Raw genomic sequence first — 25,144 nt, forward strand, 5'->3', positions numbered from 1 at the left:
GGACGGGGAATGCAAGAATGGCCCATTGATTTCTGCACGTCGTGATTTGTGAAAGAACGATAGATGGACGACGAGTTCAGGCAGCGCCTCGAACAACGATTGGAGCAACTCGAAAATCGCGTCGCGCTCCTGGAAAGGAAGCAGGATCTCATCGCCGCCGGGCAAAGACGATCCTCCCTGCGGAGCCTCTGGCGTCGCCCGCCGATGTGGACTTTCGAGCAGTATCCGCCGCGACTGCTCAATTTGAGGACTTTCCCGCCGGCTCCCTCGATCGAGGGGACTGCACCGCGGATCGCGATCGTCACGCCGAGCTACAACCATGCGCAATATCTCAACGCCACGATCGAGAGCATCGTCAGTCAGAACTATCCGAACCTGCATTATCACGTGCAGGATGGCGCCTCGATCGATGGTACGACAGATCTCCTGAAGAGCTGCGGCGACGGCATCAGCTGGAAGAGCGAACCTGACAGCGGGCAGTCGAACGCCATTAATCTGGGCTTTACGGACGTCGACTGCGAGATCATGGCCTATCTCAACAGCGACGACATGTTGCTGCCAGGAACGCTGGCCTATGTCGCCAACTACTTCACATCGCATCCGCAGGTCGACATCGTCTATGGCCATCGCGTCTTCGTCGACCGCGAAGGTCTCGAGGTCGGCCGCGCCGTGCTGCCGCCCCATGACGGGCACGCGCTGCAATATGCCGACTATATCCCGCAGGAGACGATGTTCTGGCGCAAGCGCGTGTGGGACAAGATCGGGCCGATCGACGAAGGCTTCCATTACGCGATGGATTGGGACTTCATCCTGCGAGCGCAGGCCGCGGGGTTCAGATTCGTGCGTCTGCCGCGATTTCTCGCCTGCTTCCGAATCCATGACGCCCAGAAGACGGCAGCAACCTACGCGATCGGCGTCAAGGAGATGGGCATCCTGCGGCGCCGCGTTCTCGGCTACGATCCGACCCAGATGCAGATCCGCCGCGCCATCGCCCCCTATCTCGCGCGCCAGGTCGCCTTTCACTATGCCTACAAGCTGAGCCTGCTGCGGTACTGACCAGGCGGCGATCAGCGGTCTCGTGACGGATGGACATCGTCGAGCCAGACCCGCTCGATGCCGATGCCGAGAGGACGCACATCCGAGCTCAGTCCCAGATCGGCGGGCGAGCGTGGATCGGATAGCGACAGGCTGATGGTCAACATCCCGTCGGCGCCATCGCGGCGGGATCGAGCATCAACCTGCGCAAGCCCGCAAATGCTTCTTTCGAAAACGTCAAGTGCTGCTCCACTCCGTTGCCGACGCGGCAAGCCGCACGCAGTTGCGGGTTGCCGTCGGAAACGAAAGCCCGGCACGCCAGCACGAGCTCTACAGGTCGCGACGGGATGGGACGAACCTCAAAGCGGAGCACGCAATTCCTGGCAACGGACCAGGTGCCCCATTGCTCCGGCTCGCTCCAACCCTCGATCAACGCGGCGACGCCCGCCCCGCCCCACCTGAATTCAAGCTCCTCCGCGCCGAGGACCGGCGCAGACGCGACCTCCAGAGCGGCCGGATCGAACGGCTCCTGATCCGGCACGAAATGCGCGATCAGGCGCACTGCATCCGCTATCGAATTGAGCCCGAGCGCAGAACCATCCAGCTCGTAAATCACGCGGTTCTGTCCGATGACGCGAACACCCTTGCCGGGCGGCGGCCGATCCGGGAGGCGGGCAGGAATGACGATGTCGGCGACATCGAACCCATGCGTGCGGGCGAGCTCGCCGATGGTCCGTAAGGTTCGATCATAGAGGGGCGGCCGATTGTTGATGTCGGTCGCAAGCGCCTGTGCCAGTGCCTTGAAGTCGAGCCGCACGTCGTCGCCGTCCGTCAGCAGCAGTCGTTTGAGGACGAGCATGTCCTTGGCGATGAAGAGCTGGAGCGCGTTGAGATCAGGGAGCCGGGGATCGTCGTCAATGGGTCCGAAATCGCGCGCCCCCCGCGACGTTTCCAGCAGATCCGTGGTCTCGAAGAACAGCGCGTGACCGGTGCTGTGCTGCGAAAATCCGGCCATGCTCAGAGGCCGCGACAGCCGGACGAAACTGGCGGTCAGCGCAGCGTTCGCGATACCGGATGCCACGTCGGGCGATAGGCCGACGAAGTAGCGGCCGCCGACCGCACGCATCCGGTCGATGACGCTGCGTTGGACGAACGAATTGTAGATCATCGGCAGATTCGCATAGTGCGCCTGGAAACCGAAGACGCGCGCCAGCTCGCGGCGCGACGAGACGCGCCTGACCGACGAAGTCAGGTCGATCTCGGCAACCAGGCGATTGCGGAAAGCCGGATGGTAGTAGCCCGGCCAGTAGTAGCTGTATGCGGGCCAGCTCAGAAGATCGATCTTTCGGCCGGAGAGCAGCTCCGACGCCGTGGCACAGGCATAGGGCATCAATCCGTCGTCGTCGCCGAGGAAGGCAATGTACTCGCCCGAGGCATGGCCGAGCGCCGCCTCCCAATTGTCGGTCATGGTCAGGACGGTGTCGCTGGCAAAATGCTTGAAGCGCTCGTCCTCGAGGTCTGCGACCATCTTCGCGATCTCGGGATTGCCGCCATTGTTCTGAACGACGAACTCGCAGTCCGCATGCGCAGGCTGGCACGCCATGGTCGCGAGCGCGTGGCGAAGCGTGTTGGGACGATCGAGGGTCGGCACCACGATGGATAGAAGCGGCATGATCACCATTTGAGAGGGTATGCGTCACAGTTCCTAGCATCTTGCCGGATCGTTCGCACTTTCGCCAAAAGTCTCGCGATGCTAGCCTCATCGTCAGACCTTGTCGTCGAGACTTGCCCATTCCGTCTCGCGGCATGGAGTCCCGCCACGGTCAGCCCGCGAAGCCGGCGCAACAGCGCGTTGCAACAAGAACAAGAAGTGAGGGAAGCGCATGGAAGCTCGAGTGCCTGCCGTACCGGTTTCGCAACGACCATGGTCTCCGGCTCCCGACGCCGGAGATACCGTCAAGGGCATTCACGCGATGCTGCACCCGCTCAACATCGTGCTGGTGGGCGCGACCGACAAGCCCGGGAATTATGCCGAGCGCATCTGGAACAATCTGGTCAAGTACGGTTACGAGGGCGGCCTCTATCCGGTCAATGCCAAACGCGAAGCCATCTGGGGCGTCCCCTGCTACAAGGACTTTGCGAGCCTCCCGGAGAAGCCCGATCACGTGTTGGTGCTGGTGCCGGCGCGCTTTGCCGTCCAGGTGATCCGCGACGCCGCCGCCGCCGGCGCACGGTCGGCCACCATCGTCACCTCGGGCTTCAGCGAGCTGCAGGATGAGGACAGCCAGAAGCTCGCTGCCGAATTGCAGGCGGCCGTGCGCGAGACCGGGCTTGCCGTCACCGGCCCGAATTGCCTCGGCAACCTAAGCGCCGGCGAGAAGCTCTTCACCAACATCGACGACCGCATCGTCACCATGGAGCAAGGCGCGGTGGCAATCGCCGGACAGTCGGGCGCCATCGTCATGGCGATCCGCCAGGCGCTGGAAGATCGGGGCGTCGGTGTCGGCTATATGGTGACGACCGGCAACGAGGCCGGGTTAGAGACGCCAGACCTGATGCGCTACTTCGCCGAGGATCCGAGCATCAAGGTGATCGTCGTCTACCTCGAAGGCGTGCGCAATACCAAAGCGTTCCGTGATGCCTGCAAGGCAGCGCGCGCCGCGAGCAAGCCCGTGATCGCGCTCAAGCTTGGCGCGTCGGAGGGCGGCCGCGCCGCGGCGATGGCGCATACCGGCGCGCTTGCGGGCTCGATCGAGACGTTCGACGCGGTTGCGACGCGCGAAGGGGTGATCCGGGTCGACGGGCTCGATGAGCTGATCGAGACCACGGAATGCTTCGTCCACGCGGCGGTGCCCAAAGGCAACCGCCTCGCCGCCGTCACGCTGTCGGGCGGCAAGCGCGGCATGCTGCTCGATGCCTTCTACAAGGAAGGCCTGAACTTCGCGCCGCTCAGCCCGCATGTCGGCTGCGAGTTGGCCAAAATGCTCGGACCGGGCTCGATCGTCGGCAATCCGCTCGATGCCGGCTTTGCCGCGGTGGTCGATCCCTCCGTTTACATGAAGTCGATCAAGCTGATGATCGACGATCCCGACATCGATATCGTCATCGTCGACGCTGAACTGCCCAAGGCGCCGCATGAGCTGCGCGAACGCAACCTGCGCATCGTCGACGACATGGCACGCCAGGGCGGCAAGCCCGTAATCTACATCAGCGCGATGTCCATCGGCTTCACCGAGTTCACCAAGACCTTGCGCAAATCGCTGCCGCATCTCGCGGTCATGCAGGGCATGGACCGGGCGGTGACCGCGATCAAGTCGCTGCTCGACTACGCCAAGCTGCGCAAAGAGGTGCCCGACGTCGCCTCGAGCTCGAAGCCTGCCGCGCGCGCCGTGCTCGAGAAGGCGTTGAAATCGGCAAAAGGTGCCGCGCTGGACGAGGTCGCCTCGAAGAAGCTCCTGAAGGCGTACGGTATTCCGATCTCCAAGGAGGCGATCGCACAGACTGCGGCGGAAGCCGCAAGGATCGCCAAGGAGATCGGCTTCCCGGTCGTGGCAAAGCTCGTCAGCGCGGAGATCCTGCACAAATCCGACATCGGCGGTGTCGTGCTGAACCTCAACAGTTCCGCCGAGGTGAAGAAAGCGTTCGCCGACATCACGGCACGCGTGGCGAAGCTGAAAGGCAAGCCGAAGCTCGACGGCATCCTCATCGCGCAACAGGTCAAGGCCGAGCTCGAGCTCGTCGTCGGCGCCTCGCTCGATGCCGAGATGGGACCGGTCGTGCTGTTCGGCACCGGCGGCATCGACATCGAGCTGATGAAGGACGTCGCGCTCGCCGGCGCGCCCCTGGACGAGGCCGAGGCGCGGCTCCTGATCGGCCGGACCAAGGCCGGAATCAAGATCCGTGGCTATCGCGGCAAGCCGGCCCTGCACGAGGCCTCCGCAGTGAAAGCGCTGGTCGGCCTGTCCAATTTGATCGCGGACGCCGGCGACCGGATCGCCTCGATCGACATCAACCCGTTCCTGATCAACACCAGGACCGGCGTCGCCGTCGATGCCCTGATCGTCCTGAACAACGCTGCGGCAAGACGCGCTGCCGAACATTGAGATCGCGTAGGGCGGATTGGCGTCGGCGTAATCCGCCCTCTTGGATCCCTAAAGCGGAGGCGGGTTACGCTTCGCTAACCCGCCCTACTTAACATTACGGACTTCTTCCAACTTCCCTGCTTTGGCCGTAAAACCTTCCCGCATGGCACGCGCGAGCAATCTGGTGATCGGAACGGCGACGCTGGCGGTCATCGCCGTGGCGTTCGGTGGCCTGCTCGGCGTGCAGAAATGGCGTACCCTCCAGAGCCGCAGCCAGTTGCGCGTGGTGTTTGAGAGCGGGTCCGCCAGCGGGCTGCGTCGCGGCGGGCCGGTCAATTTCGACGGCGTCCCGGCGGGCCAGATTCTGTCGATCAAGCTGGAGAATCCGCGCAGGATCGTGGCGCTGGTGATGCTCGACAACTCCGCGCCGATCCGCAAGGACACCGTGGCGGGCATCGAGTTCCAGGGCCTCACCGGCGTTGCCGCGATCTCGCTGATCGGTGGCGCTCCCTCCGCGCCACCGGTGCCGCTGGACTCGGACGGCGTTCCCGTGCTGACCGCCGATCTCAGCGACGCCGAATCCATCGTCGACACCCTGCACAGCGTCGACCGCACGATCGTCAGCAACGCCCCTGCAATCAAGGACGGCCTGCGCACGTTCGAGAACTACACCGCCGATCTCCGGAGCAAAGGCGGCGAGATCGATTCCGTCATGGCCAAGGTCGATAGCGCCTTCGCGGGCTTCGACAAGGCGGTCACGAAGATCGAGAGCGTCGTGCCCGGCTTCGTCGACGGCAAGGCCGACGAGCTGTACGAGAAGATCAAGGGATTGCACGAGCTTGCCGATATCATGAAGAAGAAATCGGCGGGCTATCTCGAGGACATTCGTCGCTCGCTGCTCGACGTCAGCGAAGCAGCCAACAAGATGAGTGGAACGCCGGCAGCACCCGCCGCCCCGCGTCCACCACGCAGGCCCGAGCAGAAGAAGCGGTGACGCCTACCTCCCAAGGGAGGTGACAACGCCTTACCACGCGTAGCGCACGAGGCCCTTGCCGGCGTAGGAGCGAGTAACGTTCGAGAACTCCCCCTCGAAGGTCGCCGAGGCAGACCAGCCATTCATCCAGTTCATCTGCGCTGATGCCGTGGTCAGAGCAGAATCGCGCGCCAGAGCAGCGCCGTTCACGACGAAAGCCGACCCCGGCAGCGTCTGGAACACCGCGCCGGCACTGCGGTCCGGATTGTAATCATGCGCCCAGGCGAGGCGGCCGCGCAGGGTCAGAAGGCCGCCGGCCGCGGCAAACGACCTGTCCGCGCGCAAGCCGAGTTCGGTGCGGGTGCTGGTCACATCCTTGGCGGCATAGTTGAGCGCGAAAACATTGCTGCCGACCACCGCCGATTCTGCATAGCCGGGAAGGCTGAACAGAGTGGCCTGCAGCGCGGCATAGGGCGTGACGCCGCCCCACGGGGTGGCATAGCGATAGCCGCTCTCGATGCGGCCCGAGACCGCGTTGGCGTTGAACTGCGCGCGCAGCTGGTCGTAACCGGCAGCCGTCACGACGCGGTTGGTCGTGACGTCCTGCCAGCCAAAGGCGAGCGCCGCTGTGACATAGGCCGGTCCAGCCGTATGACGCACGAAGGCGCCGGCCTGGAACAGATCGGAGCGGCCCCAACCGAGTCCGTTGACGTTGAATCCAGTCGCGCCGCCTGCGAGGGCGAAGCCCGCAACCGTCGACGGCGAGAAGCGGTAGTCGACGCCCACGGCGGTGCCATAGACGCTGCTGGTCGTATTGCTCGAGCCGAGGCCGGCATTGCCGTCGGTGGTCTGCGAGCCGCCGTAGCCGGCCGCCCACACATCCCAGCGCTGCTCGAACGTCGCAGCCGGCGCCTTCATCGAGGCAAAGGCATCATGCGCGTTCCTATCCTTCGCATTCGTGTCGGGGGCATAAGGCGTCGCACCCGACGTGCCGCTGCGCCCCGCCCCGAAGACGTCGGTCAACAGGCTCATGAACAGATTCATCGCATTGAACGTCGTCTGCTGCGATGCCGTTGCGGGTTCGCCGGAGGCCTGCGTCAGGCCGTTGGGCCCAAGCCCCGCCAATTCGGCTTGCAGGAAACCGTTGGCGTCGAAGAAATTCTGAAGCGTCGTGGCAACGTTCTTCCGATTGACGTTGAGCGCGTATTTCGCGCCGTAGTCTAGCGCAAAATCGAGAAAGACTTCGTTCGATCCGACGCTCGTCGTGCCGATGAGGCCGCCGGGCGCGGCGACGCCGGAAAAATTGCCGGTGGAAGCGCCGAAGAACTCCATGATCGAATAGTGCTTCTTCACCGTGCTGCCCGGATACAGTGCGACGCCAACGCTGCCATCCAGCGCGACATTGCCCGTGACGAGCGCGTGGCTCGTGCTGGTCCCGCTACCGACCTGAACGCCATAAATCGATCCGGGCTGCAAGGTGAGGTCGCCCTGAACCTGCATGCTCGAACCCGGACCGCCGTCGCCGGGTGCATAAATTCCGCCGCTCGCGATCACGGTATTGCCAACGATTCCGGCGCCGAACAGCGCGCCACCCGCATTGACGGTCGTCAGGCTCGATTGGGAGATATCGCCATCGACCCGCAGGATGCCCCCATTCACCGTGGTCGTTCCGGTGTAAGCGTTCGTGCCCGAGAGGATCAGCGTGCCACTGCCGACCTTCTCCAGCGAGCCCGGTCCGATAAAGCCGCAACCGCAGGGATCGTAATCGCCAATGACGCCGCTGACCTCCGTCGAGAGGTTGTTGCCGCCGACGACGAGGGTATTGCCGCCGCCGATGTAATAGAAGCCGCTGCCTTCGATCGAGCCCGCGGTGATGCGGCCGTCACTGCCCGGCCCGATGCTGCCCCCGAAATCGACGATGCCCGTTCCAATGGTGATGAAGCTTGCGTTGCCGCCGGTGGAATTGTCGAAGAACTCGGTCTTGCCCCCGTCCTTGGTGGTAATCGTCGCATTCCCGGCCGTCGTGAACGCGCCGAAATTGGTGAGACCGTCAGCTTCATTGATGATGGTTGCATTGCCGGCAGTCGCGGTATCGGAGCCGGCCAGCGCACCGAAAATGGTCCCGCCGAAATCCTTGTTCACGATCGTTGCCGAGCCCGCCGAGGCTTGTTCGAAGAATGCGGTGCCGCCACCATTCTGGTTGGTGATGGTGGCGGTGCCCGCATTGGTCCGTCCGAAGAAGCCGACCAAGCCGTTGTCATTGACGATGGTCGCGCGACCGGCCGTCGCGGTGTCGGGGCCGCCTCCGTTCGGATCTCCGAAATACAGCTGGCCGTTGTTGGTGATCGCCATCGCGCGGGCCGAACTGGCATTTAGAAACAGTGTCGTGCCGGAAAAGTCGTTCAGGAGCGACGTGATCCCCGACGTGTCGGCATTGACGATGCTGAAGAGGCCCTCATTGGTGACGGCGCCCACGATGCTCGCGGTGCGGGTCGCGTCGCCGAGCTGCAGGGAGCCGCAATTGCAGATGAAAGTGCCACCGGTATAGGCGTTGGCGCCGAATAGCGCCAAGGTGCCCACGCCCTGAACATTGATGCCGTCGCTGCCGACAATGCGGGAAGCAATGATGGCCGACGGATCGCTGGTACCGGTCACGTCGGCCGTGACGAATGTGGTGCCGCCCGGGGCCAGCCTCAGATCGCCGCCCTGGATGGTGTAGATCGTACCATCGCCGGTGATGTCGAACCCCACGAGGCTGGTGAGTTGCACGCCGGCCGGCGTCACCGTCACCGTGCCTCCCGTCGCCGGGATCGAAGGGCCGCTGCTGCCAAATAGCGTACCGACTGACGAGGGATCATAGGCCGTGCTGACCGCGCCGAAGACGTCCGTCCAATTGGTCGTGGTGGCGTCCCAGACGCCGCCTCCGCCGTTGACGATGCCGTTCGGCGTGGTCTGTGATCCATTGAAGACCTGCTGCGCCCGGACGGGGCCCGCCAGAGCGATCGCGCCCAAGGCGAGACTCGCCCCGAAGGCCGCGCGCATGGCAGCAGCACTCCGGCGCAGGCAACCCGCGCGCGATCGCAACCAAGCCCCCAACGCCCGTCTCCTCAGCCGCGGCGCTCCCCAGCGGCGCCGCGGGGGAACTTAGGCGAAGAGGCTGGGCAGTAGAACTACGGTGCCTCGAGAATCTGCCGACCCGGCCGCACCTCGGGCTGATTCAACATCCCATGTTGCAGCCGCGCCACGCTTTTGCCGAACGCCATTCTCATCCTGCGCATACACGGATGCGTCGGACTGTCCGCCCATATGGACGGCTGTTCACATCGGGAGCGGATCATCGATCTCGTGGCGCCAGCAAGGGCTCAATAATTGCTCGGAGCCGACCCATTCGGGATGCCGTCGATCGGACACTCGTCGGTCCCCGGCGTCGAGCGGGTCATGGCCTCGACCATGTCGCGCGTGCCTTCGGGATCGGCGATCCAGTTCTTGTAGAAGTCATACGGACAGGCGGCGACGCCGCGCGGGTTTTCGCCGGAATTGATCATGCCGGTGTAGCCGCGGTGGACCAGCTTGTAGAGGTGGTTCTGCGACTGGCCGTTGCGGCGCGCGTCGCGGATGAGATGTTTCGAGAGCTGCGCGTACTGGATGCCGTACTCCTCCTCCCCGCACTCGCCGAGCGTGCGGCCATCGAAGCCGATGATCGCGGAGTGGCCGAAATAGGAATAGACGCCATCGAAACCGGCGGCATTGGCAACCGCGACATAGACGTTGTTGGCCCACGCCATGGCCTTGGAGATCAGGACCTGCTGCTCCTTGGCCGGGTACATGTAGCCCTGGCAGCGCACGATCAGCTCGGCGCCCTTCATGGCGCAATCGCGCCAGATTTCCGGAAAATTGCCGTCGTCGCAGATGATCAGGCTGACCTTCATGCCTTTCGGGCCTTCCGAGACATAGGTGCAATTGCCGGGATACCAGCCCTCGATCGGCACCCACGGCATGATCTTGCGGTACTTCTGCACGATCTCGCCCTTGTCGTTCATCAGGATCAGGGTGTTGTAGGGCGCCTTGTTGGGGTGCTCCTCATGGCGCTCGCCGGTCAGCGAGAACACGCCCCACACTTTCGCCTTGCGACAGGCCTCGGCGAAAATCGCCGTCTCTTCACCGGGCACGGCGGAGGCCGTCTCGTACATCTCCTTGGAATCGTACATGATGCCTTGGGTGGAATATTCCGGGAAGATCACCAGATCCATGCCGGGCAGTCCGGCCTTCATGCCCACCAGCATGTCGGCGATCTTGCGGGCGTTGTCGAGCACCTCGGCCTTGGTATGCAGGCGAGGCATCTTGTAGTTGACCACTGCGACGCCGACGGTGTCGTTGCTGCTGGAAATGTCGCCGTGAAGCATTGGGCCGCTCCTGTCTCTTATTCGTTTGAGGTTGCCGCGAAAGTCAGTGGCTGATCATCCAGGGCCGCGCAGTGGGGAAACCCTTGGCCCCGCTCCCGGACTTGGTCATCAGCCGCGCGGGCTTCTTTTTGTCAGTGGTGCTCTTGTCCTTCACCGTCTTTCCCGACGAGCAGCAACCGCAACCGGGACCATGCGAAGCCTTGTATTGCGCGAGCGTCTGCGGCGCATGGGTGCTGCGCTCGTTGACGGCATGCGCCTTGCGCTTGTCGGCGGGCATGCAGAAGAAATTCGGCGCGGTCAGGATCACGCGCGGCGCCATGGTCTCGCAGTGCGGGCAGCTCTGCGGATCGTCGCATTCCGCCATCGGGCGAAGATCCTTGAAGGGCCCGCAATCGTCACAGAGATATTCATACACCGGCATCGCATCGTCCTTACGATCTTGCGTGTTCACACTTCGCTGCCACCATTCGTGCGGCGACAGCCTCTCCCCGTGAGAACGGGGAGAGGGAGGGCACCGACTATTTGTCCGGCGAAATCGGCATCTGGATATCGCCGGTGATGTGCTTGATCGGGCCTGCCGCCGACGGCATCACGTTGAAGTCGAAGATCTCCGTCGGCAGCCATAGCGTGGCGCAGGCGTTGGGCACGTCGACCACGCCGGAGATGTGGCCCTGGCACGGCGCGGTGCCGAGGATCGAATAGGCCTGGGCGCCGGAGTAGCCGAACTTCTTCAGGTATTCGATCGCGTTGAGGCAGGCCTGGCGATAGGCGATGTGGACGTCGAGATAGTGCTGCTTGCCCGCCTCGTCGACCGAAATGCCTTCGAAGATGAGATAGTCCTTGTAGTTCGGCGTGATCGGCGACGGCTTGAAGATCGGGTTCTTGATACCGTATTTGGCCATGCCGTCCTTGATCACCTCGACCTTGAGATGCAGCCAGCCGGCCATTTCGATGGCGCCGCAGAAAGTGATCTCGCCGTCCCCCTGGCTGAAGTGCAGATCGCCCATCGAAAGACCCGCGCCGGGCACATAGACCGGGAAGTAGATCTTCGAGCCGCGCGAGAGATCCTTGATGTCGCAATTGCCACCATGCTCGCGCGGCGGCACGGTGCGCGCGCCTTCGGCGCCGATCTTCGCCTTCACGTCACCCTTGGCGCGGCCGCCATGAGCGGTCGGCGCGAACGGCGGATTGGCCAAGCCAGGCACGCGCGTCGGGTTGGTCGAGATCAACTCGGCCTCGCGCTTGTTCCAGGTCTCGAGCATCTTGGGATCGGGCAGACAGCCGATCAGGCCGGGATGGATCAGGCCAGCGAAATTCACGCCAGGCACGTGACGCGACGAGGTGTAGAGGCCCTTGATGTCCCAGATCGACTTCTGCGCCAGCGGGAAATGATCCGTGAGGAAGCCGCCGCCGTTCTGCTTGGAGAAGAAGCCGTTGAAGCCCCAGAGGCTCTCTTTCATCGGACCGACGTCGAGGAGATCGACGACCAGGAGATCACCCGGCTCGGCGCCCTTGACTCCGATCGGGCCGGACAGGAAGTGCACGATCGACAGGTCGATGTCGCGCACGTCGTCCGCCGAATCGTTGTTCTTGATGAAGCCGCCGGTCCAGTCGTAGGTCTCGATGATGAAATCGTCGCCGGGATTGACCCAGGCCACGATCGGGATGTCGGGGTGCCAGCGGTTGTGCACCATGTCATTGTCGTAAGCGGACTTGGTGAGATCGACCTTGATCAGTGTCTCTGGCATCGAGATGCTCCCCTTTTACACGGTTGGTTAGACGGACAGATATTTCGAAACCTGCGCGGCATCGACGGCGTCGCGCGGATCGTCGCGCACGATCTCGCCGTTCTCGATCACCAGCACGCGGTCGGCGATCTCGAGCGCGAAGCTCAGGACCTGCTCGGACACCACGATCGAGAGCCCCTTCTCGTCGCGGATGCGCTTCAAAGTGCGCGCCATCTCCTTGATGATCGAGGGCTGGATGCCTTCGGTCGGCTCGTCCAGCAGCAGGACCTTTGGTTTGGTTGCGAGCGCACGGGCGATCGCGAGCTGCTGCTGCTGACCACCGGAGAGATTGCCGCCGCGGCGGCCCTTCATCTCGAGCAGGACCGGAAACAATTCATAGATATCGCCCGGCACCTCGGATCCGCCCGAGACGACGAGCCCGGTCTCGATGTTCTCCTTCACCGTCATGGTCGAGAAGATCATGCGACCTTGCGGCACGTAAGCGAGGCCCTTGGCGACGCGCTCGTAGCTCTTGAGGTTTCCGAGCTCGGCACCGTCCATGGCCACCGAGCCGCTTTTGGCCGGCAGAATGCCCATCAGCGACTTCATCAGCGTGGTCTTGCCCATGCCGTTGCGGCCCATGATCGCCACGATCTCGTTGGGCGCGACCTTGACGTTGAGCCCGTGCAGCACCTCGCTCTGGCCGTAGGCGACGTGGAGATCGGAAATTGCCAGCATCGGTGCGCTCCTTAGTGGCCCAGATAGACTTCGACGACCTTGGGATCGTTCTTCACCTTCTCCATCGTCCCCTCGGAGAGGATCTGACCCTGGTGCAGCACGGTGACCTTGTGGGCGATGTCCTCGACGAACTTCATGTCGTGCTCGATCACCAGCACAGAACGGTTCTTGATGATGCGGTTGAGCAGTTCGGCGGTCTTGGCGCGCTCGGAGACGCTCATGCCGGCGACGGGCTCATCCAGCATCAGCAGGTCTGGGTCCTGGATCAGAAGCATGCCGATCTCGAGCCACTGCTTCTGGCCGTGGCTCAGCTCGTCGGCATAGGTGTTGAGCTTGTCCTTGAGGAAGATCATCTCCGCGACCTCCTCGACCCGGTCCTTCACGGGCTGGTCGCGCTTGAAGGTCAGCGAGCCGAACACGGTACGACCGCGCGGGAACGAGATCTCGAGGTTCTCGAACACGGTGAGATCCTCGAACACCGACGGCGTCTGGAATTTGCGCCCGACGCCGGTCTGCACGATCTCATTCTCCTTCATCTTCGTGAGCTCCTTGCCACGAAACTGAATCGAGCCCGAGGTCGCCTTGGTCTTGCCGCAGATCAGATCGAGCACCGTGGTCTTGCCGGCGCCGTTGGGACCGATGATGACGCGAATCTCGTTCTCCTCGACATAAAAGGAGAGATCGTTGACCGCCTTGAACCCGTCGAACGAGACGGTCAGGCCGGAGACGGCGAGCAGGAATTCCTTGGGCTGATGTCCGACGAGCATGACCTATCTCCTCACTCTGCCGGCGCGCCGTCGGCGACCGAGCTTTCGTTCCAGTCGGGTTTCGGCTTGCGTGAGCCAAACAGCCGATCGATGCGCGGCTGCACGTAGTCAGCCCAGAGCCCGGACAGACCGTTCGGGAAGGCGAGCACGACCGCGATGAACAGCGCACCGAGGCCGAACAGCCAGAGTTGCGGGAAGGATTCGGACAGGCTGGTCTTGGCGAAATTCACCAGGAGGGCGCCCCATATCGCGCCGAAGATCGACATCCGTCCGCCGACGGCAGTGTAGATGACCATCTCGATCGACGGCACGATGCCGACGAAGGACGGCGACATGAAACCGACATTGAGCGCGAACATGGCGCCTCCGATCGCGGCGAAGACCGCGGCCATGCAAAAGGCAAAGATCTTGAAATTGGCGACGCTGTAGCCGGAGAAGCGGACGCGGTCCTCCTGTTCGCGCATCGCCACCAGGATGCGGCCCAGCTTGGTCAGGCGGATGAACTGCGCGATGCCGATGCAGGCGAACAGCAGCACCACCTCGACGAAATACAGGATGACCTTGGCGTGGTCGGGCCGGATGTCCCAGCCCTTGAGCGTGCGCAAATCGGTCATGCCGTTGATACCGCCGGTATAGCCCTGTTGTCCGACGATCAGGATGGTGAGGATGGCCGCGACGGCCTGGGTGATGATCGCGAAGTACGTGCCGCCGACACGGCGCTTGAACATCGCGGTGCCGATGATCAGGGCAAACAGACCCGGTACCAGGATGATGGCGAGGATCGTAAAGGTGAGGCTGTGAAAGGGCTGCCAGAACAGCGGCAATGACGTGATCTGGTTCCAGTCCATGAAATCGGGGATACCGGGCGTCGACTGGATCTTGGTGTTCTCGACGCTCGAAGCCTCGAGCTTGAGGAACATCGCCATGCAATAGCCGCCGAGGCCGAAGAACACGCCCTGACCAAGGCTCAGGATGCCGCCATAGCCCCAGCACAGCACGAGGCCGAGCGCGACAAAGGCGTAGGTCAGGTATTTCGCGACCAGATTGAGGCGGAACACGTCCAGCGTCAGGGGCAGGATCACGAACAGCACGGCGGCCAGGGCGATGAAGCCCATGAGTTCGGATCGATTGAAGAAGCGTGAGTTGATCATGACTTGCCTGCTTCCTGCTATTTGCGAACCTTGAGGGCGAAAAGACCCTGCGGCCGCAGCATCAGGATGCCGACAACGGCGAGCAGCGTGAGCACCTTGGCCATCGAGCCCGACATGAAGAATTCGAGCGTGGATTGCGTCTGCGAGATCGAGAAGGCCGAGGCGATGGTGCCGAGCAGGCTCGCGGCGCCGCCAAACACGACCACCAGGAACGTATCGACGATGTAGAGCTGTCCGGACGTCGGCCCGGTCGAGCCGATCATGGTGAAGGCGCTGCCGGCGACACCGGCGATGCCGCAGCCGAGGCCGAACGTGTAGCGGTCGACCTTCTCGGTGTTGATGCCGACCGCGCCGGCCATGATGCGGTTCTGCACGACCGCGCGGACCTGGCGGCCCCAGCGCGACATGTAGAGAACATAGGCGACGGCAATAGTGATCAGCACGGTGAGGCACATCACGAAGACGCCGTTGATCGGCACCTCGATGCTGTCGGTGACGCGCAGCGAGCCCAGCATCCATTGCGGCAGCTCGACACCGACCTCGCGCGCGCCGAACACCGAGCGATAGGCCTGCTGCAGCATCAGGCTGAGGCCCCAGGTCGCGAGCAGCGTATCGAGCGGACGCTTGTAGAGGTGCCGTATCAGCACCCATTCCACCAGCATGCCCAGCGCGCCGGCTGCAAGGAAGGCCAATATCATGGCAAGGAAGAAGTAGCCGCTGAACAGGCTCGGCAGATAGGCCTGGAAGAGGTTGGAGGTCATCCAGGTGACGTAGGCCCCGAGGATCATGAACTCGCCGTGGGCCATGTTGATGACGCCCATCTGGCCGAAGATGATGGCGAGCCCGAGCGCCATCAGGACATAGACCGAGAACAGGATCAGTCCGGCAAACCCCTGCATGACGAAAATGGAGCCGAGATCACCAAGCGAGTAGTCGCCGAACATCGATGTCCTCCGTCAGGGAAAGGGTCCCGCGTCGCGAGCAGGTTCGCGACGCGGGGTCTTGAGCGTGGATTTGCGGTCCACGCCAGGGAGCTGGCTGGTGTTGAGGAGAAGCGCGGTCGAGGTGCGCTTACTGGTAACCCTTCGGGAACGGATCGGGCTCGACGAGATCGGCGGTCTCGTAGATCAGCTCGAACTGGCCATCGAGCTTGGCGCGGCCCACCCGGGTCTTGGACCAGAGGTGATGATTCTCGTGGATCCGCACATAGCCTTCCGGCGCGCCCTTGAACTCGACGCCCGTAGAAGCCGTCGCGATCTTGTCGACGTCGAAGGAGCCGGCCTTCTCGACGGTCAACTTCCACAGCCACGGGCCGAGATAGGCAGCCTGGGTGACGTCTCCGATGACGGTCTTCTCGCCCCACATCTTCTTGAACGCCGAGACGAAAGCCTTGTTGTTCGCGTTGTCGAGCGACTGGAAGTACTTCATGCAGGCATAGGCGCCCGCGATGTTCTCACCGCCGATACCGTCGATCTCGTCCTCGGTCACCGAGATCGTCAGCAGCGCCTGCTTGGAGAGATCGATGCCGGCCGCCTTGAGCTGCTTGTAGAAGGCGACGTTGGAGCCGCCGACGACGTCGGTGAAGATCACGTCGGGCTTGGTCAGCTTGATCTTGTTGATGACCGAGTTGAACTGCGTCGAGCCGAGCGCATAATATTCCTCGCCGACGACCTTGCCCTTGAGCACGTTTTCGACATGCTTGCGCGCGATCTTGTTGGAGGTGCGCGGCCAGATGTAGTCCGAGCCGATGAAGAAGAACGACTTGGCGCCCTTTTCCTTGGCGATCCAGTTCAGGCCGGCCAGAATCTGCTGGGTCGCTTCCTGACCGGTGTAGATGACGTTCTTGGACTGCTCGAGGCCTTCGTAGAAGGTCGGGTAATAGAGCATGCCGTTATACTGCTCCATGACCGGCAACACGGCCTTGCGCGAAGCCGAGGTCCAGCAGCCCATGATCGCCGCCACCTTGTCGTTAACGAGCAGCTTCTTCGCCTTCTCGGCGAAGGTTGGCCAGTCCGACGCGCCGTCCTCCTGGATGAACTTGATCTTGCGGCCGAGCACGCCGCCCGCCGCGTTGATCTGCTCGATGGCGAGCTTTTCGGCCTGGATCGAGCCGGTTTCGGAGATCGCCATGGTGCCGGTCGCCGAATGCAGGATGCCGACCGTGACCTCGGTGTCGGTGACGGCCAGACCCGTGGTATTGACCGCCGAGGTCGCCGGGGCCTGTGCAAATGACCCTCGCGGCAGCATGGTGATGGCCGGAACTGCGGCCATTCCCATCAATAATTTGCGCCGGAGCGGCGACAACAGGCCCTTGTTTTCTTCGTCCGACATGAGCACCCCACTTTTGTTCGAGAACACGCAATTGGCGCTGTGAGGATGGCTCGGATTTGTGCAGCGCAAGCATACGCAAGATCGCGTATACTGCACCGCAAAATGCCGACGTAGGCTTTTGGTACGGAATTTGCGAGGGCTCGGGTCCGTATCGGGAGTGGGGTCAAGAGTGGCAGGGCGGCAGCGAATAGACCGCGTCAGGCGCCAGTATAACCAATGGGTTGCCAACCAGACGCTGGAAGACTACGCGCTGCGCTTCACGGCCAAGAGCGCGCGCCGCTGGTCGGCCGCCCGGGTCGCCAATACCGCGTTGGGCGCGATCTCGTTCCTGGCGATGGAGGCGATCGGCGGCACCATCACCCTAAACTACGGCGTCACCAACGCGACCGCCGCCATCCTGGTGGTCTCGATCATCATCTTCTGCTGCGGCGTGCCGATTGCTTATTATGCCGCCAAATGCGGCATCGACATCGACCTGCTGACGCGGGGCGCCGGCTTCGGCTACATCGGCTCGACCGTCACCTCGCTGATCTACGCGTCCTTCACCTTCATTTTCTTTGCGATCGAAGCCGTGATCCTCGCGTCTGCGCTCGAAATGTGCTTCGGGATTCCGCGGCCGATCGGCTATCTCATCAGCGCCGTCGTCATCATCCCGCTGGTGGCCTATGGCATCACGCTGATCAGCCGCTTCCAATTGTGGACGCAGCCCCTCTGGATCGTGCTCCACATCATTCCGTTCGCGGCGATCGCCTGGCACAACCCGCACTCCTTCACGGAGTGGCGCAAGTTCTCGGGCGAGCACGGCGATCTCAACGGACATTTCGACCTGCTGCTGTTCGGAGTTGCCGCCTCGGTGGTGTTTTCGCTGATCGCGCAGATCGGCGAGCAGGTCGACTTCCTGCGATTTCTGCCGCGGGACCGCCGGGCGTCCAGGGCCTCCTGGTGGATAGCGCTCATGAGCGCCGGGCCAGGCTGGATCGTGCTCGGCGCGTTGAAACTCCTGGCCGGCTCGTTTCTCGCCTTCTTCGCACTCAGCCACGGGGTGCCGCCCGAGGAGGCTGCCGAGCCGGCGCACATGTATCTCGAAGCGTTCCGCTACGTGCTATCGCAGCCTGATCTTGCGTTGGCATTGACCGGCACGTTCGTGATCCTGTCGCAAGTAAAGATCAACGTCACCAACGCCTATGCGGGCTCGATCGCGTGGTCGAATTTCTTCTCGCGCTTGACCCACAGCCATCCCGGCCGCGTCGTCTGGCTGGTCTTCAACGTCATCGTGGCGCTGCTTCTGATGGAGATCGGCGTCTACAAGGCCCTGGAGCAGACGCTGGCGCTCTATTCCAACGTCGCGATCGCCTGGGTCGGCGCGCTGGTCGCGGATCTCATCGTCAACAAGCCGCTGGGATTGCGGCCGCAGCAGATCGAGTTCAAGCGCGCGCATCTCTACGACGTCAATCCGGTCGGCGTCGGCGCGATGACAATCGCGACCATCATCTCCATCAGTGCCTTTTACGGCCTGTTCGGACCTACCGCGAAGGCGCTGTCAGCCTTCATCGCGCTCGCGGTCGCCTTCATCGCCGCACCGTTGATCGCCTGGGCCACAGGCGGCAAATACTACATCGCACGCAAGCCGAAGCGGAGCTGGCAGAACCTCGGAGCCATCCAATGCTGCATCTGCGAGCACTCGTTCGAACCGGAAGACATGGCGTCCTGCCCCGCTTACGCCGGGCCGATCTGTTCCTTGTGCTGTTCGCTCGACGCCCGCTGCCACGATCTCTGCAAGCCGCACGCCCGGATCCAGGCGCAGGTGTCGGAGACGCTGGGCAAGCTGATGCCGCAGCCGATCTACGCAAGGATCAACTCGCAACTCGGCCAGTATATCGGCGTTTTCGTGGTCTCCGCCGGCCTCGTCGCGCTGGTGCTGGGCCTGATCTATCTGCAGACCTCGGCGAGCGTGCATGGCGAGAACGTGCTGGTCTCCGACGTGCTCTGGAAGGTGTTCTTCTCGCTCAGCATCATCATCGGCGTGGTGGCCTGGCTGTTCGTGCTGGCGCAGCAGAGCCGCCGCGCGGCTGAAGCCGAGACGCGGCGACAGACCACACTGCTGATCCAGGAGATCGACGCGCACAAGCGCACCGACGCCGAACTCCAGCGCGCCAAGGAGGTCGCCGAATCCGCCAACCTCGCCAAGAGCCGCTATGTCGTGGGCCTGAGCCACGAGCTGCGCTCGCCGCTGAATGCGATCAGCGGTTATGCGCAACTGCTCGAACAGGACGCGACGCTGAGCACCAAGCCGCGCGATCAGGTCCGCGTCGTCCGCCGCAGCGCCGACCACCTCTCCGGCCTGATCGACGGCATTCTGGATATTTCCAAGATCGAGGCGGGGCGGCTGTACCTGTCGCGCGATGAGGTGCGCCTCAGCGAGTTCCTCGACCAGCTCGTCGGCATGTTTCGCCTTCAGGCCGCCGCCAAGGGCATCGATTTCTTGTTCCGGCGGCCGCCGCACTTGCCGGTCGTGGTCTATGCCGACGAGAAGCGGCTGCGCCAGGTGCTGATCAACCTGCTCTCCAACGCGATCAAGTTCACCCAGACCGGCAGCGTGCAGTTCGTGGTGCACTATCGCAGCCCGGTCGCCGAGTTCGAGGTGATCGATACCGGTCCCGGCATCCGGAGCGACGATCTCGAGCGCATCTTCGCCCCCTTCGAGCGCGGAGCGCTCGGTGTCTCGCAGCCGCAGACCGGCACCGGGCTTGGCCTGACCATCAGCCGCCTGCTCGCCGGCGTGATGGGCGGCGATATCAAGGTCTTGAGCAAGGTCGGCTCCGGCTCGACGTTCAAGGTCAAGATCCTGCTGTCGGAGGTGACCAATCCCCAGCGCATCGCGCCGGTGGAAGCCCCGGTCTCCGGCTATCACGGCGCGCGCAAGACCATCCTCATTACCGACGACGATCCCGTTCATCGCGACCTCCTGCGCGAGGTGCTGACGCCGCTCGGCTTCATCCTGCTCAGCGCCCCCGACGGGCCCGGCTGCCTCGCGCTGGCGCAGCATTGCCGGCCCGACCTGTTCCTGCTCGACATTTCGATGCCCGCCATGGACGGCTGGGCCGTCGCGGAGGCCTTGCGCGCGAGCGGCCATCACCAGGCGCGCATCCTGATGGTCTCGGCGAGCGCCTTGGAGGCTCACGGCACCCCGCTCGCGCAGCCTTTCCATGACGGCTATCTGATGAAGCCGATCGACATCCCGCGGCTGCTGGAGACGATCCGCCAGCTCCTCAGGCTCGAATGGCAGTATGGCTCGGACGAAATCGCAGTGCCGTTCTGGCGACCGGAGAGCGGATCGAGGCCTCCCGTGCGGCATATCGAGGCGCTGATCGGGCTGGGCCAAATCGGCTACGTCAAGGGCATTCAGTTGAAACTGGACGAGATCGGCAGCGAGCACCCGGAGCATGCCGACTTCGTCGCGCAGATGCGGTCGCTGGTCGACCGCTTCGATCTCGACCAGTACATGGACACATTGAAAACATTGCATGCGCATGAGCATTGAGTCGAAGAAGCGCGACGTCGCGCTCGTTGTGGATGACTCTCCCGAAACGCTTCGGCTGCTGACCGATGCGCTCGACGGCGCCGGCATGACGGTGATGGTGGCGCTCGACGGCGCGGCCGCGATGCGCATCATCGACCAGATCACGCCCGACATCATTCTGCTCGACGCCGTGATGCCGGGCATCGACGGCTTCGAGACCTGCCGCCGGCTCAAGCGCGATGCGGGTCTTGCCAATGTCCCTGTCATCTTCATGACGGGCCTTGCCGAGACCGAGCATATCGTGCGCGGCCTTGAAGCCGGCGGCGTCGACTACGTGACCAAGCCGATCGTGATCGAGGAGATGCTGGCGCGCATTCGCGTCCATCTCGGCAATGCCCGGCTGACGCAGAGCGCTCGCGCCGCGCTAGACGTCTCCGGCCGCTTTCTGTTCGCGGTCAATCGCCATGGCAATTTGCTATGGGCGACGCCACAGGCGCAGAAGCTGATGTCCGACCATCAGGGCGCACAGGCCGACGACTTCGTCCTGTCGCCATCACTGCTGCAATGGCTGGAGCAGGCCAAGGTCAAGGGCAGCTCGAAATCTCAGGCGGCCTCCTTGCCCGAGAACCCCCAACTCCGGCTCTATTACATGGGCGAAACCGCGCCGAACGAGTTTCTGCTGCGGCTCTCCCGGGAATCCGGCACCGCACTGCCCCCCGAATTCACCAGCGAACTCGGCCTCACCACCCGCGAGGGCGAGGTACTGGCTTGGCTCAGCAAGGGCAAGACCAACCGCGACATCGCGCAGATCCTGGGTCTCAGCCCGCGCACGGTCGACAAGCATCTGGAGCAGATCTACGCCAAGCTCGGGGTGGAGAATCGAACGGCAGCCGCGGCAATCGCAACGAACGCGACGCGAAGGAATTCGTAGTGGTGGTGGGAATGAGAACGCCGCTCACCCAGCGAACAGTGTCGTCCCGGACAAGCGCAGCGAAGCGGAGCGCTGATCCGGGACCCAGCCACGGGGAGACATTTGACAAAGACTCGGAGTTACCAGCTCGCTCCCTAACTATTCCCTGTCGTTATGGGTCCCGAGTTCGCTTCGCGCCCCGGGACGACGGTGGAGTGTGTGGTGACAGTAGTCGCCCCTCACCCACGAACGCCCCTCACCCGTAAACAAACGCCTTGTCGTCCAGATCCGTCTTCGGGATCTCGTCCTTTTCGGTCCAATAGTCCTGGCTGTGCTGCCATTCCGGCTTGTCGCCGCGCTTGGGCAAGAGGTCCATGTTGCGCATCATGTAGCCGGGGTTGAAGTTTTCCGGATCGATCCAGGGCAGGATCGGCATGTTGTGGTCCTCAGCACGCAGCTTGACCTCGACCTTTTTGGCACCCTTGGCCTTCATGTGGCCGAGCAGCCGGCAGACGAAATCGGCGACGAGGTCGACGCGCAGCGTCCAGCTGGCGCGGAAATAACCAAACACCCAGACCATGTTCGGCACGCCCGTGAACATCATGCCGCGGTAGGTGACTGTGTCGCCGAAGGCGAGCGGCTTGCCGTCGATCTCGAAGGCGATGTCGCCGAGGGCCGCGAGGTTGAAGCCGGTCGCGGTGACGACGACATCGGCTTCCAGTAACTTTCCGGATTTGAGCTGGATTCCGTTCTCCACGAAGCACTCGATCTCGTCGGTGACGACGGAGGCCTTGCCGCTGGCAATCCCCTTGAAGAGGTCGGCGTCGGGCACGAACGCAATGCGCTGCCGCCACGGCCGGTATGTCGGCGTAAAGTGCGTCTCGACGTCATAGTCCGGACCTAGGACCGCGCTGATTTGGCCAATGAGCTCCTTCTTGACCTGCTCGGGCTTTGACACGCAGAGTTTCGTGAAAGCATCCTGTTCGAACAGGATCTTGCGTCGCACGATCTCGTGGATCCATTCCTCGTCGACCTGGAGCCGGCGCAACTCCTCCGCTATTTCGATGGCGTTGCGGCCCAGCCGGAAATAGGTCGGCGAGCGTTGCAACATGGCGACATGAGCGCACTTGTCCGCGATGTTCGGCACCAGCGTTGCCGCCGTCGCGCCCGAGCCGATCACAACCACCTTCTTGCCCGTGAGGTCGATATCGTCGGGCCATGTCTGGGGATGGACGATGCGGCCCTTGAACCGGTCCATGCCCTTCCATTCCGGCGTGTAGCCTTCCGAATGGCGATAATAGCCCTGGCACATCCAGAGGAAGTTTGCGGTGAACGTCCTGCGCTCGCCGGCGTCGGTCGTCACCGCCTCGATGGTCCAGAGATTTTGCTTGCTCGACCAGCTCGCGGAATTGATCTTGTGCTTGTAGCGGATGTGCCTTGCGAGGTCGTTATCCTCGATGACCTCGTTCATGTAGGACAAGATCTCCTCGGCGGTCGCGATCGGCGGACCGACCCACGGCTTGAAGCTGTAGCCGAAAGTATGGAGATCGCTGTCGGAACGAATGCCGGGATAGCGATGCGTGCTCCAGGTGCCGCCGAACGTTTCCTGGGTCTCCAGGATGACGTAACTGGTGCCCGGCAGCTGCTTTTCGATGTGATAGGCGCTGCCGATGCCGGAGATGCCGGCGCCGACGATCAGCACGTCGAAATGTTCGGAAGCTTGCTTGGTGGCGGTGTGACCGCGAACAGCGACATTCATTGTTGCTTCTATGCCTTGCTTGCTTTTGTGGCCGCCCTTGATGGACGACGCGTTTCCTCCGCGGCCGGCATGATCACCCGACGCGCTTCCGCTTCAAAATGACATAGATCAAGTCGCGGTCAAATCACAGCGCCGCACCCCAGCTCCGCGCGGTCTGCAAGATCCAGTCGCGGTAGAGCGTAAGCGGCGTGACGCCAGTTAGCCCGCCGCAGCCGGCAGCGCCGTTCGGCCCGGTGGACCAGCTGATGAGGCCGACCAGCACGGCACCATTCGGCTTGTCCTCGAACACAGGACCACCGGAATCACCGGTGCAGGCGCCAATTCCGTCGCGAACACCGTTGGTTACGGGATCGACCAGCCGGATCTGAAGGGTCCCGGGCTGGCCGGTGGCGACAAGCGCGGCAACACGCGTGATGCCGCCGCTCTTGCCGTCGCCACGAGCGGTGACACCGATGCCGGCGATGGTGAAACGGCCGCCGACCCGAATTGGAATTTGCGGCATGCCGACCGGCACCGTGGATTTTCCCTTGAGTGGAATTTCCAGTTGCAGCAGCGCCACGTCCGCGGTGGCGCGGTGCGACTGCATCGCCTGCATGTTGAAGTTCGGGTGGATCGCGACCGTGCGCACGTTCGTCAATTGCGGCTGGCCGTCCATTCCGCGATCGACGATCTTATAGTCAGCGCCGGGCTGCACGCAGTGAGCGACGGTGAGCACGAGCCTGGGCGCGATCAGGCTGCCGGTGCAGAAATTACCGCGCGAGCCGACGATGGTGACGACGGCACGCGCGACACCATCCGCCTGCGGCGTGCCGCCGCCGACGATGGCCTGCGCGGGCGTGGCGAGCAACAGAGCAGCCGCGGCGAATGTCGCAATCGTCTTCATGGGGAACATGTCTCGGCCGTCGGTTCGGTGAGCGCCTGAATTTGCTTCGGACTGGCCCTTGCCGATAGCGCATGCTAGCCCTCTTGGAAAGGAATTGACGGGGGCGGGAATTGGCGATCCAAGCTGTGATCTTTGATTTTGGCGGCGTGCTGACGAGTTCGCCGTTCGAGGCCTTCGCGCGATTCGAGGCAGAGCGCGGACTGCCCGCCGACATCATACGGCGGACCAACGCCGCCAACCATCTGGAGAACGCCTGGGCCAAATTCGAGCGCGCCGAGGTGGATATCGACACGTTCGATCACTTGTTCGCCGAAGAATCCCGTGCACTCGGCGCCGAGGTGCGCGGACGCGACGTGGTATCGCTGCTGCAGGGCGATCTGCGCCCCGAGATGGTCGAGGCCCTGAAGCGCATCAGAGCGAAATTCAAGACCGGCTGCATCACCAACAACCTCCCGGCCAATGCCATTGGCAGCATGACCGGACGCTCGCTTTACATTGCCGAAGTCATGGTGCTGTTCGATCACGTGATCGAGTCCGCCAAGATCGGCCTGCGCAAGCCCGACCCGCGCATCTACAAGATGATGGTGGAGACCCTGAAGGTCGATCCGAGCGACTGCGTCTATCTCGACGACCTCGGCGTCAACCTGAAGCCCGCGCGCGAGATGGGCATGACCACGATCAAGGTCGCGAGCGGCACGCAGGCGATCGCCGAGCTAGAGCAGGCGACGGGGTTGAAGCTGGGATAGCGCCTCATTCTCCGTCATTGCGAGCGCAGCGAAGCAATCCAGACCATTTCCGCGGAAAGACTCTGGATTGCTTCGCTACGCTCGCCATGACGGTGTGGGACATCTCGCCTGGCAAACTG

General features: G+C 63.1%; 19 protein-coding genes. 6 read left to right on the forward strand and 13 right to left on the reverse strand.

Annotated features, from left to right (window positions below):
* Window positions 1-63 precede the first annotated feature (63 nt).
* On the forward strand, window positions 64-1,056 hold the full coding sequence (locus tag ACFDR6_RS04640; protein ID WP_212083822.1) for a glycosyltransferase: 993 nt from the start codon (window positions 64-66) through the stop codon (window positions 1,054-1,056).
* 11 nt (window positions 1,057-1,067) lie between these two features.
* On the opposite strand, the gene ACFDR6_RS04645 is transcribed toward ACFDR6_RS04640, so the two are convergent.
* Together ACFDR6_RS04645 and ACFDR6_RS04650 are read right to left on the reverse strand one after the other, a co-directional pair.
* On the reverse strand, window positions 1,068-1,202 hold the full coding sequence (locus ACFDR6_RS04645; protein WP_375857568.1) for a hypothetical protein: 135 nt from the start codon (window positions 1,200-1,202) through the stop codon (window positions 1,068-1,070).
* The gene (locus ACFDR6_RS04650) at window positions 1,196-2,707 is read right to left on the reverse strand and encodes a glycosyltransferase family 2 protein (protein WP_375857570.1); all 1,512 of its coding nucleotides are present in this window, start codon (window positions 2,705-2,707) and stop codon (window positions 1,196-1,198) included. The genes ACFDR6_RS04645 and ACFDR6_RS04650 overlap by 7 nt, the downstream gene beginning before the upstream one ends.
* A gap of 211 nt (window positions 2,708-2,918) precedes the next feature.
* Between ACFDR6_RS04650 and ACFDR6_RS04655 the strand changes: the two genes are divergently transcribed.
* Window positions 2,919-5,138, forward strand: coding sequence for an acetate--CoA ligase family protein (locus ACFDR6_RS04655; RefSeq protein ID WP_375857571.1), 2,220 nt, complete (start codon window positions 2,919-2,921; stop codon window positions 5,136-5,138).
* A gap of 142 nt (window positions 5,139-5,280) precedes the next feature.
* Complete coding sequence (locus ACFDR6_RS04660; protein ID WP_212083816.1) at window positions 5,281-6,111, forward strand: MlaD family protein; 831 nt, start codon at window positions 5,281-5,283, stop codon at window positions 6,109-6,111.
* 30 nt (window positions 6,112-6,141) lie between these two features.
* Here ACFDR6_RS04660 and ACFDR6_RS04665 read toward each other — a convergent pair whose 3' ends face one another.
* The 9 genes from ACFDR6_RS04665 to urtA all read right to left on the reverse strand — a co-directional run bounded on the left by ACFDR6_RS04665 (window position 6,142) and on the right by urtA (window position 17,207).
* On the reverse strand, window positions 6,142-9,132 hold the full coding sequence (locus tag ACFDR6_RS04665) for an autotransporter outer membrane beta-barrel domain-containing protein (protein ID WP_375857572.1): 2,991 nt from the start codon (window positions 9,130-9,132) through the stop codon (window positions 6,142-6,144).
* Between the two features lie 320 nt (window positions 9,133-9,452).
* A complete protein-coding gene (locus tag ACFDR6_RS04670; RefSeq protein ID WP_375857574.1) occupies window positions 9,453-10,493 on the reverse strand; it encodes an aliphatic amidase in 1,041 nt (346 codons plus the stop codon).
* A 43-nt stretch (window positions 10,494-10,536) separates the two neighbouring features.
* Window positions 10,537-10,914, reverse strand: a complete 378-nt coding sequence (locus ACFDR6_RS04675; protein ID WP_212083804.1) for an FmdB family zinc ribbon protein — start codon at window positions 10,912-10,914, stop codon at window positions 10,537-10,539.
* Window positions 10,915-11,011: 97 nt separating this feature from the next.
* The gene (gene fmdA / locus ACFDR6_RS04680) at window positions 11,012-12,241 is read right to left on the reverse strand and encodes a formamidase (RefSeq protein ID WP_375857575.1); all 1,230 of its coding nucleotides are present in this window, start codon (window positions 12,239-12,241) and stop codon (window positions 11,012-11,014) included.
* Between the two features lie 27 nt (window positions 12,242-12,268).
* A complete protein-coding gene (urtE, locus tag ACFDR6_RS04685) occupies window positions 12,269-12,958 on the reverse strand; it encodes an urea ABC transporter ATP-binding subunit UrtE (RefSeq protein ID WP_212083795.1) in 690 nt (229 codons plus the stop codon).
* A gap of 11 nt (window positions 12,959-12,969) precedes the next feature.
* Window positions 12,970-13,725, reverse strand: a complete 756-nt coding sequence (gene urtD, locus ACFDR6_RS04690) for an urea ABC transporter ATP-binding protein UrtD (RefSeq protein WP_212083793.1) — start codon at window positions 13,723-13,725, stop codon at window positions 12,970-12,972.
* A gap of 11 nt (window positions 13,726-13,736) precedes the next feature.
* The gene (gene urtC, locus ACFDR6_RS04695; protein WP_375857576.1) at window positions 13,737-14,876 is read right to left on the reverse strand and encodes an urea ABC transporter permease subunit UrtC; all 1,140 of its coding nucleotides are present in this window, start codon (window positions 14,874-14,876) and stop codon (window positions 13,737-13,739) included.
* A gap of 17 nt (window positions 14,877-14,893) precedes the next feature.
* Window positions 14,894-15,820, reverse strand: coding sequence for an urea ABC transporter permease subunit UrtB (urtB, locus tag ACFDR6_RS04700; protein WP_375857577.1), 927 nt, complete (start codon window positions 15,818-15,820; stop codon window positions 14,894-14,896).
* 127 nt (window positions 15,821-15,947) lie between these two features.
* The gene (gene urtA, locus ACFDR6_RS04705; RefSeq protein ID WP_375857579.1) at window positions 15,948-17,207 is read right to left on the reverse strand and encodes an urea ABC transporter substrate-binding protein; all 1,260 of its coding nucleotides are present in this window, start codon (window positions 17,205-17,207) and stop codon (window positions 15,948-15,950) included.
* 169 nt (window positions 17,208-17,376) lie between these two features.
* Here urtA and ACFDR6_RS04710 point away from each other — a divergent pair, with 169 nt between their 5' ends.
* Together ACFDR6_RS04710 and ACFDR6_RS04715 are read left to right on the forward strand one after the other, a co-directional pair.
* A complete protein-coding gene (locus ACFDR6_RS04710; RefSeq protein WP_375857581.1) occupies window positions 17,377-20,748 on the forward strand; it encodes a hybrid sensor histidine kinase/response regulator in 3,372 nt (1,123 codons plus the stop codon).
* The gene (locus ACFDR6_RS04715) at window positions 20,732-21,658 is read left to right on the forward strand and encodes a response regulator (protein WP_375857582.1); all 927 of its coding nucleotides are present in this window, start codon (window positions 20,732-20,734) and stop codon (window positions 21,656-21,658) included. The genes ACFDR6_RS04710 and ACFDR6_RS04715 overlap by 17 nt, the downstream gene beginning before the upstream one ends.
* A gap of 235 nt (window positions 21,659-21,893) precedes the next feature.
* Here ACFDR6_RS04715 and ACFDR6_RS04720 read toward each other — a convergent pair whose 3' ends face one another.
* The gene (locus tag ACFDR6_RS04720; RefSeq protein WP_375857583.1) at window positions 21,894-23,396 is read right to left on the reverse strand and encodes a flavin-containing monooxygenase; all 1,503 of its coding nucleotides are present in this window, start codon (window positions 23,394-23,396) and stop codon (window positions 21,894-21,896) included.
* A gap of 124 nt (window positions 23,397-23,520) precedes the next feature.
* Window positions 23,521-24,279 (reverse strand): S1 family peptidase, encoded by a 759-nt coding sequence (locus ACFDR6_RS04725; RefSeq protein ID WP_212083779.1) that lies wholly within the window; start codon window positions 24,277-24,279, stop codon window positions 23,521-23,523.
* Window positions 24,280-24,389: 110 nt separating this feature from the next.
* On the opposite strand from ACFDR6_RS04725, the gene ACFDR6_RS04730 reads away from it, so the two are divergent.
* The gene (locus ACFDR6_RS04730) at window positions 24,390-25,025 is read left to right on the forward strand and encodes an HAD-IA family hydrolase (protein WP_375857584.1); all 636 of its coding nucleotides are present in this window, start codon (window positions 24,390-24,392) and stop codon (window positions 25,023-25,025) included.
* Window positions 25,026-25,144: the final 119 nt, after the last annotated feature.

Source organism: Bradyrhizobium tunisiense (assembly GCF_042263385.1).
GTDB classification, from domain to species: domain Bacteria; phylum Pseudomonadota; class Alphaproteobacteria; order Rhizobiales; family Xanthobacteraceae; genus Bradyrhizobium; species Bradyrhizobium tunisiense.